This window comes from Oceanobacillus bengalensis, assembly GCF_003628445.1.
In the GTDB taxonomy this organism is placed as follows: Bacteria; Bacillota; Bacilli; order Bacillales; family Amphibacillaceae; genus Oceanobacillus; species Oceanobacillus bengalensis.
In genome coordinates, this window is sequence record NZ_RBZO01000003.1 from 141,442 (window position 1) to 159,173 (window position 17,732).

Below are 17,732 nucleotides of genomic sequence, written 5' to 3' on the forward strand. Positions count from 1 at the left end.
ACTATTTTTTTGTCATATTTTCAATGTGAAAAGGCGGAAATCCACTATGTGAATTTCCGCCTTCTTCTATTATCCTCTTAATTCAGTTATTCTAGCTTTTACTTTTGCTTGCTTATCAAGATAATCGGCTTCTTTTTGTTTTTCAGCATCAACTACAGCCTGTGGCGCTTTGCTTACAAAGCCCTGATTACCTAATTTTTTCTGAACTCTTTCCACTTCTTTTGTCCATTTTTCAAACTCTTTCTCTAATCGTTTGATTTCTTTGTCAAAATCGATTAGACCCTCAAGTGGAAGATAAATTTCAGCACCAGTAACAACTGCTGACATTGCTTTATCTGGAACTTCAATCTTCGTATCAATTGTTAACTCACTAGGATTACAGAAATGTTCCAAATAAGTTCGGTTACTTTCTAATTCTTTAACGAGTGCTTCATTTTCTGCCTGAACAAACATGCTAACTTGTTTAGACATTGGTGTATCCACTTCTGCACGAATATTGCGGACTGATTTAATGATAGAAACAAGTCGCTTCATTTCATTTGATGCTTGTTCATCATGAAATGATTGATTTACTTCTGGCCATTTCGCAACTGTAATAGACTCCCCTTTTGTTGGAAGCTTTTGCCAAATTTCCTCGGTAATAAACGGCATAAACGGATGTAACATGCGCATCGTTTGATCAAGAACATAAGCTAATACAGAACGTGTCGTCTTCTTCGCCGCTTCGTCATCACCATAAAGTGGCAGTTTCGCCATCTCAATATACCAGTCACAAAGCTCATCCCAAATAAAATTGTACAAGTGACGGCCAGCTTCACCGAACTCATATTTATCAGTATTCTTTGTCACATGCTCGATTGTTTCATTCAATCGAGTTAGAATCCATTTATCTGCAAGCGACTTTTCACCAGATAAATCAATGTCCTCATACGTGAATCCTTCCATGTTCATCAGCGAGAAGCGAGATGCATTCCATACCTTGTTGGCAAAGTTCCAAGTGGACTCTACCTTTTCCCAATAGAATCGTAAGTCTTGACCCGGAGTCGAACCCGTTAACAAGAAGTATCGTAATGAGTCAGCTCCATATTTTTCGATAACGTCCATTGGATCAACACCATTACCTAAGGACTTACTCATTTTTCTACCTTCAGAATCACGAATTAACCCATGCATTAATACATCTTTAAATGGTCTTTCACCTGTGAATTCCTTTGATTGGAATATCATTCGTGCAACCCAGAAGAAAATAATATCGTATCCAGTTACAAGCACATCGGTTGGGAAGTATCGTTTGAAATCTTTAGATTCCGTATCTGGCCAACCCATCGTTGAAAATGGCCATAAAGCTGAAGAAAACCAGGTATCTAACACGTCTTCATCCTGTTTCCAGTTTTCGATATCTTCTGGAGCTTCTTTTCCAACATAAACCTCAGCCGTTTCTTTATGGTACCATGCAGGAATTCGATGTCCCCACCAAAGCTGCCTTGAAATACACCAGTCACGAATATTTTCCATCCAACCTAAATACGTACGTTCAAAACGCTCAGGTACAAAGTTTACTCTATTTTCACCTTTTTGCATTTCAACAACTTCATCAGCTAGTGGTTGCATTTTTACAAACCATTGTGTGGATAGATAAGGTTCTACAACTGCGTTACTTCGTTCAGAATGACCGACCTGATGTGTATGCTCTTCAATCTCAAACAGAACACCCATTTCTTGTAAGTCTTTTACGATTTGTTTACGGCATTCAAAGCGATCCATACCCTCATATTTGCCTGCATTCTTATTCATTGTACCATCTTCATTCATTACAAGAACCCGTTCCAAATTATGGCGGTTACCAATTTCAAAGTCATTCGGATCATGTGCTGGAGTAATCTTCACTGCCCCAGAACCAAATTCCACGTCTACATATTCATCAGCAACAATTTTAATTTCTCTACCAACAATTGGAAGAATCACTGTCTTACCAATCAAATGTTGGTATCTTTCATCTTTCGGGTTTACAGCAACAGCAGTATCACCTAACATTGTTTCTGGGCGGGTTGTCGCAATCTCAATCGTCTCATCACTATCCTTAATTGGATACTTCATGTGATAAAACTTACCTTGAACTTCTTTATAAATTACTTCAATATCTGATAAAGCAGTTTTCGTTTGAGGGTCCCAGTTAATAATATATTCCCCGCGGTATATTAATCCTTTTTCATAAAGCTTTATAAAGACTTCTTTAACCGCATCTGCTAAACCTTCGTCTAATGTAAAACGTTCTCTAGAGTAATCGAGTCCAAGACCTAATTTTTCCCATTGTGAACGGATGAAAGCTGCATATTCTTCTTTCCATTCCCAAGTTTTCTCTACAAATTTCTCACGACCCAGTTCATAGCGATTGGTACCTTGTTCTTTTAATTTTGCCTCTACCTTCGCCTGTGTTGCAATCCCTGCATGATCCATACCAGGTAACCAAAGGACATCATATCCTTGCATACGTTTCATTCGTGATATCGTATCTTGCATCGTTGTATCCCATGCATGACCTAAATGCAATTTCCCAGTTACATTTGGCGGCGGAATGACAATGGAAAACGGCTCCTTGTCAGGATCACCTGTTGCTTCAAAAAATTTACCATCCAGCCAAAATTGATAACGTCCTTTTTCAACCTCTAAAGGATTATATTTTGGCGGAAGTGATGTCTGTTCTTTTTCACTCATTTCTTTTACCTCCTAAGAATGTAAAAACTAAAAAAACCTTTTCATCCTATAAAAAAGGACGAAAAGGGTTTAATTTCCGTGGTACCACCTTTGTTTACAAATCACAAATAATCGTAATCTGTACACTTCATCAAATAACGGCTTGTCACCGGCTCCTTCTACTTTCATTTCAAAGAAGCTGCATCAAGGGCGACCTTCCAAAATAATCATTCCTAGGAAACTTTCAGCTCAAGTGTTTCCCTCTCTTAAGGTGTTATTTTGTACTCTTCCCCATCTTCGCATTTCATATTAATTGCGTGTTCAAGATCTGTCATTTTTCACTTGACCTTTGGAACAACCTAATTATTAACAAATTTAATATATATTGTATAGCTAAGCCGCCAGAACGTCAACTATTTTCATTGTAACCTGCACAAATTACCTTTATACATACATATTATAAAAGAAAGTAGAAAAAGGTGAATGAAAAAAATGAGGTGATATCATTGAGTAGACCTTATCGATACAAACTCCCTCCATGGGCTAGGCGTTGTATCTTTATCGCAGAAAGAGTAACATTACCAATTTTAATTTTCCAATTTATTCGAACCATTTTGTATGTTACGATGTTTGATTTAATACTGTTAGGAATTCTAATTGGTGTACTTATCACTTTTTATATGAAATGGATTTAGTCTTCGTCATCAAAGTTAACTGTCTCATATTCCTTGGCTACAAAGGCTGAAAAAGCTAAACCAAATCTAATTACCCTAAACTCTCGTTGCAACTCTTGAACAAGTGAGATCATGGAGTACTTAGATGGATCATCTATGTATTGTTCAATGACTTTTATATATCTTGCTGGGTTTAATAAATATACTGATAATAATTGGAGCTCCGAAAGGCTCAATTCATTAATCTTAGAATACACTGGGAACGATTCAATAAATGATTCCACCTGAAAGTCATAATTCCTACTTTCCTTCTCAAAAAAAGTAACTAAGTCCATTATTCCATTATTATAAGCTGCTTGTTCCCAATTTAAAAAATATGTACTACGGATAACTGATTGATCTAAATTCAGGTGACATAGTGAATAATTCCACTTCATTTCATCCTGATCAAAATCAACAAACTGATCAATTCTTTTATTAATTTCGCTCCATGCATATTCCATATCACGAAATTGTGTACAAACTAGAAGTTCAATAGGCGCCATATAGCTGCTTTTTTCAAATAAAGTAACTGCAGTATGTAATTGTTGCATTGTTTTCTTACAAAATTCTTGAAAGGAAAGAAAGCTACTTTCCCACTTCTCTGTTGCAACGGTTTGAGACCTTTTTGTTTTCGCATGAATCGTTGCTAGTTCTTGATAAAAATTTTCAATAAATGCTTTATCCATAGATGTTCTAACTTCATCAATCCAGGGAGATAGATAGTAGATCGACTGATTTTGTGCTTTATAAAGTTTACCGTCTGTTGTTAAATACACTGGCAAAATAGAATATAATTGATTTGAATAGGCTAGGTTATATACGTTCTCCCAGTTAGATATTGTTTCTTCAGTCAGCATACTTTTTTTTAAAGCATAGGAGCGACTGTAATCGGTCACTTTAAAAAGACTAGGAGTTATTTCTTCAATTTGTTTTACTTCGATTTGAAATGCATTCAATACACTTTCTACTCCTTCACGCATCTATATCACCACCTATTTATATTAGTTATACCCCTTGCAAATTACCAAGGGGTATAACATCTGGATACACTCCTATTCTTTATTAGGAACTCTTTAATGGAATATAAAGTAATTGCCCCTCCGAAACATCAAAATCGTCCTCTAAACGATTTTGTTTTATTAACTGGAGTGCACTTACTTGAAAACGCTCAGCAATCGATTCAATCGTATCATCTTTTTGAACGATGCAGAGCTTCATCTTTATATATTCTTCTTCTTTACTACTTCTAAAAATATCTGCTAAGTAACTTATATCTGGATCTTCCGCTTCCCTCTCTTCGGCCACATCATCGTAAGTTGAATCATTCTCAACATACGATTCAACGCTTTCACTTTCTAATTCTAATGGATCAGTTGCTTCTTCCAATTCTGCTTTTCCAAAGAAATCGGATAGTGATTGTGTTTTTTCTTTATATAGCCATCTTCCATCGTTATTATCTTCTGTTTCATCTTGTTCTACTGCTAATTCTTCAGATAATGCCGGAGCGGGAGTGCCTAATAGGTCATTTGGGTCATTTAAAGTCGTATCGTCCTTCGTTTGTTTAATTTCAAATTCAAATGATTCCTCTTCCCTGTCCGTAGAAACTTGGGCCTGTTCCTCCTCAACCACGTCACTTACTACTTCCTCTTCTTCTATTTCTTCTACTTTTTCTTCTACTGCTTCATCAAATCGGGGCTGTTCAACTTCTTGATTAATGCCGTGTATACAAATTGTGGAATATAACTTTAATTGATCCTCACCAGGCAATTCGTAGTCAAACGATTCTACATTAACTGTTACAGCACTTAAATCTGACACACGGTAAGTAGGAACAGAAATCTCTACTGGAAATCGATGAGAAAATGAAAAAAGCCCATCTTCATCCTCATTTACCTTTTCAACATATCGTTTCGCTTCAATCGCATCAAAATCTGTAATTGGTTCCTCTTCCTCCATTTCATCATGAACAATCTTCTCATATTCGCCCTGTAATTCTATTACTCCTCGAATTGAAATATAGTCATTAAAAGTCTGAATAGAAATCTCCGGTTCTAACGCAATTCCTCTCAACTCAGCTACTTCCTGTCCCTTATCAAAATAAAGGGATTCATTTAATTCAAAACTAAATACGGAATTGTCTAAAGACACATGACTTCCTCCCTTCTAAAGCATTCATACAATATATGCTTTATATGTCTTAGTTATCTATATGAACCTTGTATTATGGTTATGCATGGAGAAATAAACCTAATTCACGTTTTTAAGGGTCATTTCGAAATCCAGAGTTGATACAAATTGTGGAATTACTTAATTCAGGATAGTCTTAAACACGCCGTTCCGGAAAGACACTTCGCTTTTCGCGGGCGGCTGATGAGCCCCCTTCGTGCTGGCGCACTACAGTGTCTCATCTAGGCCTCTCCTCCCGCAGAAGTCTTCGTATCTTTCCTCCACTAAGAATCCGCTCTACTTTTCTTAACTAGAAATATGATGATTATGCAAAATAGGATATCCAAAACGTGTTTTTATGGACTATAGTCTAAAAAATATCTAGAGCAGCTATCTAAGCGTAGGCAGAATACGAAGACTCCTACGGGAACAGCACGTGTCCGAAGACCCCGCAGGAAGTGGTTTTCTTCCGAGGAGGGCTGAGGCCGTGCCCGTGGAAAGCGAAGTATTCTGCCGGAGCGAAAGGCAGGGCTTAACATTAATAAATGTAAGCGAGAGTTACACAATACTGAATTAAAGAGATCAACACTCTATATCATTTCTGATCAAAACAAGCGTTTCCAAAATTGATCTAAAAGAAAAAAAGGTCCTCTCATTTGGCGCATGAGATGACCTTTTGCTTGTACTTTTATTTTTCAATTTTTGCAAATGCTTTACGAACTGCTTGAATTGTTTTTTCAATATCTTCATCCGTATGAGCAGTTGATAAGAATAGACCTTCAAATTGAGATGGTGGTAAGAAAACACCCTCTTCAATCATCGCACGATAATATTGAGAGAAATAATCTAGATTGGATGTTTTTGCTGTTTCAAAGTTTATAACAGGTTCATTTGTAAAGAACACACCAAACATCGATCCAGCACGATTAACATGAAGAGGAATATCATACTCTTTTGCCGCTTCTTTATACCCTTCCATTAATCGGTCAATCTTCTTATTAATTTCTTCATAAGAAGCTTCATTTAATGCAGAAAGTGTTTCGTATCCAGCAGACATTGCTAGTGGATTACCAGATAATGTCCCTGCTTGATAAATTGGACCTGCTGGAGCAATTTGTTCCATAATTTCCCTTTTCCCTCCAAACGCACCAACAGGAAGTCCACCACCAATTACTTTCCCTAAACAAGTTAAATCTGGAACGACATCAAAATGACCTTGAGCTGAATAATAACCTACACGAAAACCAGTCATTACTTCATCAAAAATTAATAAAGTTCCATTTTCTTCTGTTACTTTTCTTAATTCTTGTAGGAAGTTCTGCTGTGGAGGAATAACCCCCATATTTCCACAGACAGGTTCTGCGATTACTGCAGCAATGTTTTCTCCGTATTTTTCAAAAGCAACACGAACACTTTCAATATCGTTATAAGGAACCGTAATGGTATTACTTGCAACCGATTTAGGTACACCAGGGCTATCTGGTAAACCGAGTGTTGCTACACCAGAACCAGCTTTAATGAGCAAGGAATCTCCATGTCCATGATAACTTCCCTCAAATTTCAAGATGATATCTCTACCTGTATATCCTCTTGCTAATCGGATTGCACTCATCGTTGCTTCTGTACCTGAATTCACCATTCTTACCATCTCTATGGAAGGGACACGGTTAATAACTAATTTAGCAAGTTCATTCTCAAACTTAGTAGATGCACCAAAGCTTGTACCTTTTTCAATCGTTTCTTTCAATTTTTCAACTACACGTTCATCTGCATGCCCTAAAATAAGTGGGCCCCAACTCAGAACATAATCAATGTATTCATTGCCATCTACATCAATAATTTTTGACCCTTTACCTGACTCCATTACGATTGGATTCATTCCTACTGATTTAAAAGCCCTAACTGGCGAATTGACACCACCTGGCATCAAGTCTACCGCTTCCTTATACACATCCATCGATTGTTTGAAATTCTTCAACGTTCATCACCTCTGGTTTTATTAATTTTCTTTAAGCCATTTTGCAACATCTTTTGCAAAGTAAGTAAGAATAATATCAGCACCAGCACGCTTCATAGATGTTAGCATTTCTATTACTAATTGCTTTTCATCAATCCATCCGTTTTGTGCCGCTGCTTTGACCATTGCATATTCACCACTAACGTTATACGCAACAACAGGGACATCTACAAGATTCCTGACATCTCTAACGATATCAAGGAAAGAGAGTGCAGGCTTCACCATAATAAAATCTGCACCTTCCTCTATATCTGATTCAGCTTCTCGTAATGCTTCTAGACGATTTGCTGGATCCATTTGGTACGTTTTACGATCGCCAAACTGTGGTGTACTATCTGCCGCATCACGAAATGGACCATAGAATGAGGATGCATATTTCACTGCATAGGACATAATCGGAATATTTGTATAGCCTGCTTCATCTAAAGCTGCTCGTATGTATGCAACAAATCCATCCATCATATTGGATGGTGCAATAATATCAGCACCAGCCTTCGCTTGGGACACTGCTGTCTTTGCAAGTAGTTCCAGCGATTCATCATTATCTACATCATGATCATGAATGACACCACAATGTCCGTGTGAGGTGTACTCGCAAAGACATGTATCAGCTACAATTAATAAATCAGGAAATGCTTCCTTCACCATTCTTGTTGCAACCTGAACAATTCCATCATCAATAAATGCGCCGGTACCAATCTCATCTTTCGCTGTTACAACCCCAAAGAACATAATAGATCGTATCCCGAGGTTATAAACTTCTGTTACTTCATCAAGCAATAAATCCATGGAAAATTGATAGACACCTGGCATGGACGTGACTTCATTTTTTATATTTTCTCCCTCAATCACAAACATCGGATAAATAAAATCTTCCACACGCAAATGGTTTTCTCTTACTAACGATCTTATTGAACTGGACGATCGTAATCTTCTATGACGTTTAAATGCAATAGTATTCTTTTCCATCTTACCGTTCTCCTTTACTTATGTAATCAATCATACAACGAATCATCCCGTCAATTGTATATTCATTATTTGGTGCTAAAATTTGTTTAAAGCCAAGTTCAATTGCACGGTCTTCTGTCGTTGTCCCAATACAAACAATAGGACCAGTTGTAATCGTATCATCAGCCATCTTATAAAATGCATCTACAGAGGACGGGCTAGTAAACGTAATAAAATCATAATCAGATGTTATTACCTGGTTTAGAAGAATTCTATTCTCTAAATGATAAACCGTCTCATATACGACCATTGAATCATACACTATTCCAGCCTTACCAAACTCTATGGGCAGTGTATCTCTTGAAAGATTTCCGCGAACCAGTAATACCTTTCCTACCTTTTCATTGTCTCGTAGAAATTCACGAGCTAACGTCTCTGCATTATAAGTTGAAGGAATAAAGTCAGCAGATAGGCCGTAACATTTCAAGCAATCTTCCGTTTTATGACCAACTACTGCTATTTTTAATTGGGATAACTGCTTTATTAGAGTAACTGACTGTTCCTTCATCATTTCAAAAAAACATTCCACACCATTAGCACTTGTAAAGATGATCCATTCATAAGTAGAAAAGGTAGCTAATTTTTGATCATTGTCAGCCTGATTTTTACATGAAATTTTTAGAAGAGGAACTTCAATAGGGATTGCCCCAAATTCTAGAAGCTTATTTGAGAACACTTTTGAGCCCTTCTCTTCTCGGGTAATAATAATTTTCTTTCCATGCAGTAAATCAGACATTATATGTCAAGCTCCTCTTTTACCTTCTCAACGATATCTTTAGCGCCTTGACTAATTAATTTCGATGCAGCTTCCTTCCCTACTTCTTTCGGGTCTGTTCCTCTGACTGTTTCCTTGAGGATTGTTTTTCCATCTGGTGTTCCAACGATTGCAGTTAATACAATATCATCCTTTTCCAAATACGCATATCCACCAATTGGAACTTGACAGCCACCTTCTAATAAATTCAGGAACATTCTTTCCGCTGTTACTGTTCTTGTTGTATATTCATCATTTATTGTTTCTAGAATTTCACGCATTTCATGATCATCTTCCCTACATTCAATCGCTAAAGCACCTTGCCCTACTGCCGGAACAACAACTTCAGGTTCAATGTATTCTGTGACAACGCCCTCACTCAATCCAGCACGTTTAAGACCTGAAGCAGCTAAAATAATGGCATCATAGTCTTCTTCTTGTAGTTTACGAATTCTAGTTTCAATATTTCCACGAATCCATTTAATATTAATATCTTCTCTTGTAGCTAAAATTTGTGCAGCACGTCGTAGACTGCTTGTACCAACAATAGCTCCTTTTGGTAACTCCATTAACGGAATGTTATTCTTAGAGATAACCGCATCCCTCGGATCTTCTCTTACAGGAACACAAGATATCACTAATCCCTCAGGCATCACAGAAGGCATGTCCTTCATACTATGTACCGCAAAATCTATTTCTTTATTATACATGGCCTGTTCTATTTCTTTAACAAAAAGACCCTTGCCACCAACTTTTGATAAGGTTACGTCTAATATTTTATCACCTTTCGTAACAATTTCCTGTACTTCAAACTCATTTGGAATTCCTGCTTTCTTCAACTGTTCTATAACCCATCTTGTTTGGGTTAATGCTAGATTACTACGTCTAGATCCTACTACTATTTTACGCATGTATAATCCTCCTAAACTGAAAATGCTCTTAAATTTCTATAGGTTATAAGTTCCAATTACCATTTTAACCTTTTCTTCTTTTATAGGGAAAGAAAATGGTTACAGCTTACAAACTGATCTAAAAAGCCAGAAAGCTAGTGCCTTCTGGCTTTTCAATACTCCTTTAGACAGTTGGTATTTCTTCTAAGTGAGGAAATGACACGTATTCCGTTCTCTGCATCGACATTAACGTTTCATCTTTTTTTACCTGCTTTTCAAACTCTTCCTTTACCTCTTCCTCAATACCAAAAATATCCACAAATAATTGCAATGATTCTTCAGCCTTGCTACTTCCAGCAAGCTCTTTCGCCTGTGTAATTGGTACTTTGAGCAACTGATTTACGATACTCTTCGTATGCTTGTTTAACACTTTTTTCTCTCTATCGGTTAAATCAGGCATTTTTCTTTCTATACTTTTCATCGTTTCTTGTTGTATGACTAAAGCTTTATTTCGTAGAGCAGAAATAACTGGTACAACACCTAGCGTTTTTAACCATTCTTTAAAAACAACAATTTCATTTTCTAATAAAATTTCGATTTGCTCAGCTGCAGCTTTTCGGGCTTCTAAATTACTATCTACAATCCCTTGCAAATCATCGATATCATATAAATAGACGTTGTCTAAGTCACGAATCGTTGGATCAATATCTCTCGGTACAGCAATATCAACTAAAAATAGAGCTTTCCCATTTCGTTTTGCTTGAATTCTCTCCATGTCTTGTTTCTTTAGTACAACGGATTTAGAACCAGTTGAGCTAATTAATATGTCAGCATCTTCTAGAACGTCAAGTAAATGATTTAGCGGTTCTGCTTTTGCTTGGAATTTGTTTGCCAGTTCTTCAGCCTTTTCTAGTGTACGGTTAATAACCGTTATATTGCGTACACCAGAGCCTTGAAGGTTTTTTACAGCTAGTTCCCCCATTTTCCCAGCACCAACAATTGCTACGTGTTTTGTTTGAAGATCACCAAGCATTTTCTTAGCTAGCTCCACTGCAGCATAACTAATGGATACTGCATGCTCACCTATAGCTGTCTCATGGTGTGCACGTTTTCCAAAGGTGATTGCTTGTTTAAAAAGTTCATTAAAAATAGTACCGGTTGTTTTCACCTTCTGAGATGTAAGAAAGGCCTGTTTGACTTGGCCTAATATTTGCGTTTCACCAAGGACCATCGAGTCAAGTCCAGTTGAAACACGGAATAAATGCTCTAATGCCCCATCATCTTCTGTAATGCGTAAATAGGGAGACAGTTCTTCTTTCTCCATATGAAACCATTCAGCTAAAAAGTTCTTAATATAATATCTACCAGTATGGACTTGATCAACCACCGCATATATTTCGGTTCTGTTACAAGTAGAAATAATTACATTTTCTAAAATGGCTTTTTGTTTATTCAAATCTATAATCGCGTCCTCTAGTAATTCATCTGAAAATGCGAGTTTCTCCCTAATTTCTACAGGGGCTGTCTTGTAGTTTAAACCAACTTTTAAAATATGCACTTTTCCTTACCCCCAACAAAATCTATACAAGATGTTATAATTATTTATCATTGCTATTAAATTAAACTAATTATTATTATTATACCATGTCTATTCACTTTCAACATGCAAAAGTGTGAACAGAATGAAACAATTTGGTAAAATAAAACGTATATAAATGAACTCGAATGTACTTTATCATACAATAGAAGTGGAATCAAGAAATCAATACGGTTGTAGAGGAGGCTAATCACCCTGAAAAAACAGAACACATTATTCGCTTATCTTTTAATTGGTATAGGAGTCTTTTTCCTATTAAGACAATTAAAGATTCCGATTATTACTAACTTTTATTCCTGGCAAAGTTTACTTATTATTATTGGACTTGTGCTATTAATATATAGCTACACCACCAAAAGCCATCAAAATCTTTTCATTGGTACCATTCTTTTAGGCTTCGGAATCCACCTACATGGTTTAAAACATTATCATTTTTGGATTGAACATTGGGCAGTTTATCCATTAATTATTGGGATTGCTTTTGTTGTTCGGGCTTTAAAAACAAAAAAAGGATATGTTACAGGATTCCTCCTTATTGTTTTTAGCTTACTCATCCTATTTTCGGCTAACCTTTCTCCGTATTTCTACTGGATCAATGATGTTATTCATTCACTTGAAACATATTGGCCCGTTATCTTAATTGTTATCGGTATTTATATATTGTGGAAACGAAAGTAATTCTATAGATAGTATACTTCTATTTCAGCAAAAATAACCCTTAACACAGTAAAAAGACAGCTTTGCCATTGAAGCAAAACTGTCTTTTTATCTATCGTTGTTTTTTTCGTAAAGTTTGTTACTTTTTATACTTCGCAGTTGATATAAAATGCGCAATAAGTGCTTTGTTGATTTCCGCTCCGGGCAGCCAGTACGCTTTCCGCGGGCACGGCCTCAGCCTCCAAAGAAGCAAAGAGCGCTTCTTCTGGAGTCTTCGGACACGTGCTTTTCCCGCAGGAGTCGACTGGCTGCCCTCCGCTCCATTCAACAATGATAATAGTGCTAAACCATGATTTATTTGAGTAAAGAGCAATTAGTAGTGGAGGAAACACACGCAGACTCCTGCGGGAGGATAGGCCTAGGTGAGACTACGTAGTGCCTTAGCACGGAGGAGGCTCACCAGCCGCCCGCGGAAAGCGAAGTGTGTTTCCGGAACGGCGTGATTAAGCAAATCTCTTTAAATCTACGTCGCATTTTATATCAATAGTGTAATTAACAACAATCTTTCAGAAAACAGACTTGTCTAGTTATAGATACTTCTTCAAGAGCGTCCAGGCTTCATCTTTTCCTTCCGCTGTTTCTGCTGAGAACGGAAGTAAGATATCCTCTTCAGCAATTTGTAACGTTTGTTTTGTACGTTTTAAATGTTTCGCCCTTTTACTCTTCGGTACTTTATCTAGTTTAGTTGCAACAACAATAACCGGTAGTTCATGATATTTTAGAAATTCGTACATTTGAATGTCATCTTTTGTTGGTTCGTGACGGATGTCTGTTATCAATAGAGCTACTTTGAGATTCTCTCTTGTTTCAAAGTACTCCTCCATCATGCCTCCCCATTTTTCCCGCTCTTTTTTGGAAACTTTAGCATAGCCATATCCAGGAACATCAACAAAGTAAAATGCTTCATTGATTTTATAAAAGTTTAACGTTTGTGTTTTCCCTGGCTTTGATGATGTTCTCGCTAAATTCTTACGGTTAATTAATTTATTTATAAATGATGACTTTCCAACATTAGAACGACCTGCAAGGGCAATTTCTGGTAAACCCTCATTAGGATATTGCTTTTTACTTACCGCACTTATTACAATTTCTGCTTGTGTTACTTTCATTTTTTACTCCTCCACTAGTGCATGTTTTAATACTTCATCTAAATGCCCTACAGGAATAAAAGTTAAATCTTCATGGACACTCTCTGGAATATTTTCAATATCTTTTTGGTTATCTATAGGGATGATAATTGTCTTTAATCCCGCACGATGTGCACCTAATGATTTTTCCTTTAATCCTCCGATTGGCAGTACTTTACCTCGAAGTGTTATTTCACCTGTCATACCCACATCCCGTTTGACAGCTCGACCAGATAATGCAGAAACAAGAGCTGTCGCCATCGTAATACCTGCAGAAGGTCCATCTTTTGGTGTTGCTCCTTCTGGAACATGGATGTGAATATCGTATTTTTCATAAAAATCCGGATCAATTTGCAGTTCCTCAGCACGTGATCTAATATAACTAAATGCCGCTTGAGCAGATTCCTGCATGACTTCTCCGAGCTTTCCAGTCAATGTTAGTTTACCTTTTCCAGGATAATGACTTACTTCTATCGTTAAGATATCTCCACCAACAGTAGTATATGCTAGTCCAGTTGCTGCGCCGACTTGATCTTCCTTTTCCATTAAACCAAAACGGAAGATAGGTTTTCCCAGCAATTCTTCTAAGCTCTTATCTGTAACAATGACGCGTTTTTTCTCTTCTGAAATAATAATCTTGGCTGTTTTCCTACATAATTTTGCAAGTTGGCGCTCAAGTCCTCGCACACCCGCTTCCCTTGTATACATGCGAATTAATTTTAACAGAGCATCATCACGAATTTGCAGTTTACTTTTCGTTAATCCGTTTTCTTTTAATTGCTTTGGTAACAAATGGTCTTTTGCAATGTGAAGTTTTTCTATTTCTGTGTAACCTGAAAGTGATATTAGTTCCATACGATCAAGTAATGGTCCTGGGATTGTATTAACGTTGTTCGCTGTTGCAACAAATAAAACCTTAGACAAATCATACGGTTCTTCAATAAAATGGTCACTAAAATTACTATTTTGTTCTGGATCTAAAACTTCAAGCATTGCTGCAGATGGATCACCACGGAAATCATTTGACATTTTATCAATTTCATCAAGCAAGAATACAGGATTCGTCGTTTCTGCCTTTTTCATTCCTTGAATAATTCTTCCAGGCATGGCACCAACGTACGTTCTTCGGTGCCCTCTAATTTCAGCCTCATCACGAACACCACCCAGAGACACACGAACAAACTTACGATTCACTGAAGTTGCAATCGATCTAGCAAGAGAAGTTTTTCCGACACCTGGAGGCCCAACCAAGCAAAGAATTGGCCCTTTTAATGAGTTAGTTAACTTTTGTACAGCTAAATATTCTAAAATACGTTCCTTCACCTTATCCAAGCCATAATGCTCGGTATTTAAGATATCCTCTGCGTATTTAATATCAATCGTGTCTTTTGTCTTCTCCGTCCATGGTAATGCTAGCAACCAATCGAGATAATTCCGAATAATAGAACTCTCTGCAGAACTTTGTGGAACTTTTTCATACCTTCCAACTTCTTTTAGGGCGACTTTCATTACATTCTCAGGCATATTAGATTCTTTAATCTTTTCTCTTAATTGTTCAGTTTCCCCTGTTTTTCCTTCCTTTTCACCAAGTTCTTTCTGAATTGCCTTTAATTGTTCACGGAGGTAGTACTCTTTTTGTGTTTTCTCCATGGATGTTTTCACTCGTTGACCAATTTTCTTTTCTAAATCCAATACTTTCTGTTCGTTAGAAATGAGCTGAACGAGCTTTTTCATTCTTTCTGTAACCGCTTGAATTTCAAGAATATCCTGTTTTTCTTTAACCTTTAACGACAAATGGGAAGCAATAATATCTGCTAACCTACCTGGTTCTTCAATATCACTAACAGTCGCCAATGATTCCTGCGTTACTTTTCTAGAAAGTTTTAGGTATTGTTCAAATTGAGAAAGCAAAGATCGCATTAATGCTTCTTCTACATGGGTCTCACCGTGTATATCTTCCATTTCCTCGATTTCAACAATAAATTCTTCTTCTGAATCTACAAAACGCTGAATTTCACCACGATACAATCCCTCAACTAATACGCGAATGGTTCCATTCGGCAATTTTAACATTTGATTTACCTTGGCTAATGTCCCAATTTTATAGATGTCATTTGGTTCGGGCTCATCAAGGCTAACCTTTTTCTGTGCAGCTAGAAAGATTGTCTGGTCGTCCATCATTGCTTTTTCTAATGCAGCAACAGACTTGTCTCTACCTACATCAAGATGTAAAACCATCGTTGGAAACACAAGAATTCCACGTAATGGTAGGAGGGGGACTTGAATTATTTCCTTCGGCATGATGTGTACCTCCATATATATGTCTATATTATTGTCATGTTATTAAAGTTTATAGAAAAAGTTTTCATTTGTAAACTAAAGCATTCTAGGAATGTGAGTAACAAAGTATTTGTTTAGTTAGTATTCGCTGAAGTAAATTATATAATCAAAAAAGAGACTAACGATAGCTCTAGTTCTCTTTTTTAAGAACTATTTTGCCAAAGTTAGTCTCTTTTCACATCGTTAGATTGAATTCAAATTTGTACTTAAAATCATGCACTTTCCTTAGGAAGTTTCTTTATTCCTTCTTGAACTGTACCATCACTAAATACAAGTGTTGGACTACCATCTTCATTGGCAACTGTTTCTTTCGTTATGACACATTTGTCAATATCATCTCTTGATGGTAATTCAAACATAACTTCTAGCATAATTCCTTCAATAATGGATCTAAGTCCTCTGGCACCAGTTTTACGCTCAATTGCTTTCTTTGCAATCTCTAGGAGCGCGTCATCTTTAATTTCAAGTTCTACACTATCCATTTCAAAGAGTTTTTCGTATTGTTTTACAAGCGCGTTTTTCGGTTTCGTTAGAATCTGAACGAGTGCATCTTCATCTAATGGCTCAAGACTTCCAATAACAGGTATTCTACCAATAAATTCTGGAATTAAACCATAGCGTAACAAATCCTCTGGTAATACTTGAGACAGCAATTCACCCATTCCCAAATCCTCTTGTTTAGAGTTCGAGCCAAAACCGATTACTTTCTTACCAAGACGGCGTTTAATAACTTGATCAATCCCATCAAATGCTCCGCCTACGATGAATAGAATGTTTGTTGTATCGATTTGGATAAATTCCTGATGTGGGTGTTTACGGCCGCCTTGAGGTGGAACACTTGCTACTGTTCCTTCAAGTATTTTAAGTAATGCTTGCTGTACACCTTCACCAGATACATCACGTGTAATAGAAGGGTTTTCAGATTTACGTGCTACTTTATCAATTTCATCGATATAGATAATTCCCTTTTCAGCTTTTTCTACATCGTAATCAGCCGCTTGAATTAATTTTAGTAGAATATTTTCTACATCTTCCCCAACATAACCCGCTTCTGTTAAAGAAGTAGCATCCGCCATTGCAAACGGAACATTAATAATTCTTGCTAATGTCTGTGCTAGTAACGTCTTCCCACTTCCTGTAGGTCCAATCATAGCAATGTTACTTTTTGACAATTCTACATCATCATTGCTTTTCGGAGAATTAATACGTTTATAATGGTTGTAAACTGCTACAGATAAATTTTTCTTCGCTTTTTCCTGACCGATAACATAATCATCTAATATGTCACAGATTTCTTTCGGTTTTGGAATTTCTTTTAATTCCATTTCCTCTTCCGTACCTAATTCTTCTTCTACAATTTCTGTACATAACTCAATACACTCATCACATATATAAACGCCAGGACCTGCAACTAGCTTTCTTACTTGATCTTGGCCTTTTCCACAAAACGAGCATTTTAATTGTCCTTTTTCTTCGTTAAACTTGAACATAACCTTTTCACCCCTACATATCCTAAAAATCTAGGCTTAAACTTATAGACATCATATCAGAACAACATCAAAAAACAAAATAAAATACATTGTGCTACCGATTTGAATATTCTCAAGAATAAGTTTTACTTGTATTAATTATCTTTTAATTATTCAAAAAGTCAAATCATATTACTTATACTATATGACAGTTTCTAAATTTAAGTCGCTTTTCTT

General features: G+C 36.6%; 13 protein-coding genes and 1 other annotated feature. Of the genes, 2 read left to right on the forward strand and 11 right to left on the reverse strand.

The features are described 5' to 3' along the window. Nucleotides 1–69: 69 nt before the first annotated feature. Nucleotides 70–2,715, reverse strand: a complete 2,646-nt coding sequence (locus D8M05_RS03405) for a valine--tRNA ligase (RefSeq protein WP_121128655.1) — start codon at nt 2,713–2,715, stop codon at nt 70–72. A 51-nt stretch (nt 2,716–2,766) separates the two neighbouring features. After that, nucleotides 2,767–3,001, reverse strand: a binding site (T-box leader). 190 nt (nt 3,002–3,191) lie between these two features. On the opposite strand from D8M05_RS03405, the gene D8M05_RS03410 reads away from it, so the two are divergent. Next, a complete protein-coding gene (locus D8M05_RS03410; RefSeq protein ID WP_342772231.1) occupies nt 3,192–3,389 on the forward strand; it encodes a hypothetical protein in 198 nt (65 codons plus the stop codon). Here D8M05_RS03410 and D8M05_RS03415 read toward each other — a convergent pair. The 7 genes from D8M05_RS03415 to hemA all read right to left on the reverse strand — a co-directional run bounded on the left by D8M05_RS03415 (nt 3,386) and on the right by hemA (nt 11,803). Continuing rightward, complete coding sequence (locus D8M05_RS03415) at nt 3,386–4,390, reverse strand: protein kinase family protein (protein ID WP_121128659.1); 1,005 nt, start codon at nt 4,388–4,390, stop codon at nt 3,386–3,388. The genes D8M05_RS03410 and D8M05_RS03415 overlap by 4 nt on opposite strands. An 82-nt stretch (nt 4,391–4,472) precedes the next feature. After that, nucleotides 4,473–5,558: a stage VI sporulation protein D gene (spoVID, locus tag D8M05_RS03420; RefSeq protein ID WP_121128661.1), complete on the reverse strand. Its 1,086-nt coding sequence runs from the start codon at nt 5,556–5,558 to the stop codon at nt 4,473–4,475. Between the two features lie 706 nt (nt 5,559–6,264). Then, entirely contained in the window at nt 6,265–7,533 is a 1,269-nt protein-coding gene (hemL, locus tag D8M05_RS03425; RefSeq protein ID WP_379543146.1) for a glutamate-1-semialdehyde 2,1-aminomutase, read from the reverse strand. Between the two features lie 42 nt (nt 7,534–7,575). Then, nucleotides 7,576–8,562, reverse strand: coding sequence for a porphobilinogen synthase (gene hemB, locus D8M05_RS03430; protein ID WP_121128665.1), 987 nt, complete (start codon nt 8,560–8,562; stop codon nt 7,576–7,578). A gap of 1 nt (nt 8,563) precedes the next feature. Continuing rightward, on the reverse strand, nt 8,564–9,337 hold the full coding sequence (locus D8M05_RS03435; protein WP_121128667.1) for a uroporphyrinogen-III synthase: 774 nt from the start codon (nt 9,335–9,337) through the stop codon (nt 8,564–8,566). Beyond that, entirely contained in the window at nt 9,337–10,266 is a 930-nt protein-coding gene (gene hemC / locus D8M05_RS03440; RefSeq protein ID WP_121128669.1) for a hydroxymethylbilane synthase, read from the reverse strand. The genes D8M05_RS03435 and hemC overlap by 1 nt, the downstream gene beginning before the upstream one ends. Before the next feature lie 163 nt (nt 10,267–10,429). Further along, complete coding sequence (hemA, locus tag D8M05_RS03445; RefSeq protein WP_121128671.1) at nt 10,430–11,803, reverse strand: glutamyl-tRNA reductase; 1,374 nt, start codon at nt 11,801–11,803, stop codon at nt 10,430–10,432. A gap of 234 nt (nt 11,804–12,037) precedes the next feature. Between hemA and D8M05_RS03450 the strand changes: the two genes are divergently transcribed. Next, on the forward strand, nt 12,038–12,520 hold the full coding sequence (locus tag D8M05_RS03450) for a LiaI-LiaF-like domain-containing protein (RefSeq protein ID WP_121128673.1): 483 nt from the start codon (nt 12,038–12,040) through the stop codon (nt 12,518–12,520). A 566-nt stretch (nt 12,521–13,086) separates the two neighbouring features. On the opposite strand, the gene yihA is transcribed toward D8M05_RS03450, so the two are convergent. The 3 genes from yihA to clpX all read right to left on the reverse strand — a co-directional run bounded on the left by yihA (nt 13,087) and on the right by clpX (nt 17,516). Further along, complete coding sequence (gene yihA, locus D8M05_RS03460; protein WP_121128677.1) at nt 13,087–13,668, reverse strand: ribosome biogenesis GTP-binding protein YihA/YsxC; 582 nt, start codon at nt 13,666–13,668, stop codon at nt 13,087–13,089. Nucleotides 13,669–13,671: 3 nt separating this feature from the next. After that, nucleotides 13,672–15,987 (reverse strand): endopeptidase La, encoded by a 2,316-nt coding sequence (gene lon / locus D8M05_RS03465; RefSeq protein WP_121128679.1) that lies wholly within the window; start codon nt 15,985–15,987, stop codon nt 13,672–13,674. A gap of 251 nt (nt 15,988–16,238) precedes the next feature. Next, on the reverse strand, nt 16,239–17,516 hold the full coding sequence (gene clpX, locus D8M05_RS03470; protein ID WP_121128681.1) for an ATP-dependent protease ATP-binding subunit ClpX: 1,278 nt from the start codon (nt 17,514–17,516) through the stop codon (nt 16,239–16,241). Nucleotides 17,517–17,732 lie beyond the last annotated feature (216 nt).